3 protein-coding genes are annotated in these 1,672 nt (G+C 56.9%); all 3 read right to left on the bottom strand.

What is annotated here, in order from left to right:
- A partial coding sequence (locus VZ95_RS14945) for a hypothetical protein (RefSeq protein WP_045776567.1) occupies positions 1–590 on the bottom strand: 590 nt, incomplete at its 3' end.
- Positions 591–788: 198 nt separating this feature from the next.
- The gene (locus VZ95_RS25745) at positions 789–929 is read right to left on the bottom strand and encodes a hypothetical protein (RefSeq protein WP_045776566.1); all 141 of its coding nucleotides are present in this window, start codon (positions 927–929) and stop codon (positions 789–791) included.
- Positions 926–1,186 carry a GlsB/YeaQ/YmgE family stress response membrane protein gene (locus tag VZ95_RS14935; protein WP_045776565.1) on the bottom strand — a complete coding sequence of 87 codons (261 nt, stop codon included), beginning with the start codon at positions 1,184–1,186 and terminating at the stop codon, positions 926–928. The genes VZ95_RS25745 and VZ95_RS14935 overlap by 4 nt, the downstream gene beginning before the upstream one ends.
- Positions 1,187–1,672 lie beyond the last annotated feature (486 nt).

Below are 1,672 nucleotides of genomic sequence, written 5' to 3'. Positions count from 1 at the left end.
TGTTTACTCTCATGAAAGCGGCTCACGAGCCCGTCCATAGTTACAAAACCAATACTTCGATCTTGAGGAGCATCGAATAGCAAGCTCAGACCTTTATTGAAGAGCGCCGTAGCAGTTATTTCCTCGGCATCATCGCCGGTTAAGACTTTGGCACGCTCCAATGCCCCGTCATAGAGAGCCCGCTTCTCCGATGTGGCGGCATCACCGCCGAGCCGTAATCGGATAACGCCGAGGTTTAGGAAGGACCGCGCGACGGTGGTGGCAATCTCGGCATCGGCGCTGCCGTCGAATTGATCCATGATCCGGCGGTAATCGTTGGCAGCGCCCCGATAATCGGCAGGGTTGAGCTGGGTCAGCGCCTGCGCGCGCGCGAAATAACCATAGACCAGGACACGCTGATTTTCAGGCGTCTGGGCCGTGCGAGCTGGATCGGCCAAACGGTCGAGGATCGCTTGATAGGCTGGGTCCCGCGCTGGAAGGCTTGCAAGCTTCTGGCGATATTCAAAGACACTCGCCTCGGGAACGGTGGTTCCGGGGGTGCGTATCATTGCGCCCGCGCCCGAGGCAGGATCGGTGACGCAGCCGCCCAACAGGGCAATTCCGCTTGTGAGGGCCAAGAGCAGAGCACAAGAGGTAAAGCGAGGGCGGAGCATGTATTATCCTGACGACTGAGCGAAATTCAGAATGTTTATAGAATTTTTTTCTAAATTTCTGCAACTCAGCGTCGCGCGCGCAAGGCCCACCTGTATGTAAAAACGAGGCTCAAATAGCCCCGTTTTTACCAACCCTCAATTCTTCTGAATCGAAACCCCGCCCTCGCCGATGCGCAGTTCCAGCGCTTTCGGGCGGGTTTCTTCGTAGTAGAGGTATCCGCCCAGCCCGATGATCGCGGCGACCAGCAGGCCGATGATGAAGCCGTTCCGGTTCATGCCGCCACCCGTCGCACCAGACCGAGGACGACCAGCAGGATAATCGCGCCCACCGTGGCGTGGAGCACTGCGCTCAGGAAGCCGGAGCCGAGCACGAAGCCGAAGCGCGGAATAATCAGCCCGGCGATAAACGCCCCGACGATCCCAACCGCGATATTGCCGAGCAGCCCGAAGCCGTAACCCGCCACGATAACCCCGGCGAGCCAACCCGCCAGCGCCCCGATGAGCAAAAAGATGAGAAGGCTTTCGATCCCCATGAGGCTCTCCTGTAATCGTTACCCCTTCGGAAGGAAGGGGGATGCGCCTTAAGGAACGCCCGAGGAGCGGAAAGGTTCCGCATTGAAGCCGTGGTGTGATCTAGGTCGGAATAGCGGGAACTGTCAAACGACGAAGCGTTTCACGCCCTTTCGTTACCCATTCCACGACGCGCGGATCGCTATCCTCCCCGTATAGGGCGATAAGTTTTTCCAGGGTTTGGATTGCTCCAGGCTGGTTACTGCGTTCCAGTGCTCCACTGCGGAGCGTCAGGGCCTTGGCGACCTGTGCCCTGATAGCAGGGTTCTGACTATCCTGATGTCGACTGACGACAAGATCACTGTCTTCCAAAATCTCATTATTGCGGGGGGCTTCAGATTTGAGTAAATAACGATACGATTGACGTAGGTTACTGCGAGTTCACCCGAAAAATTTCGGATCGAGGCGATTCCCATAGCGGTGGATCATTGAATTAACAATAGGAAGCG

Source organism: Elstera litoralis (genome assembly GCF_000963705.1).
Classification (GTDB): Bacteria; Pseudomonadota; Alphaproteobacteria; order Elsterales; family Elsteraceae; genus Elstera; species Elstera litoralis.
Note: the sequence above shows the minus strand (reverse complement) of the source record. Positions and strands in the feature narration are given on the sequence as shown.

Coding starts and splice junctions, on each gene's coding strand:
- VZ95_RS25745 (WP_045776566.1), bottom strand. CDS start 929: ATGAACCGGAACGGCTTCATCATCGGCCTGCTGGTCGCCGCGATCATC.
- VZ95_RS14935 (WP_045776565.1), bottom strand. CDS start 1,186: ATGGGGATCGAAAGCCTTCTCATCTTTTTGCTCATCGGGGCGCTGGCG.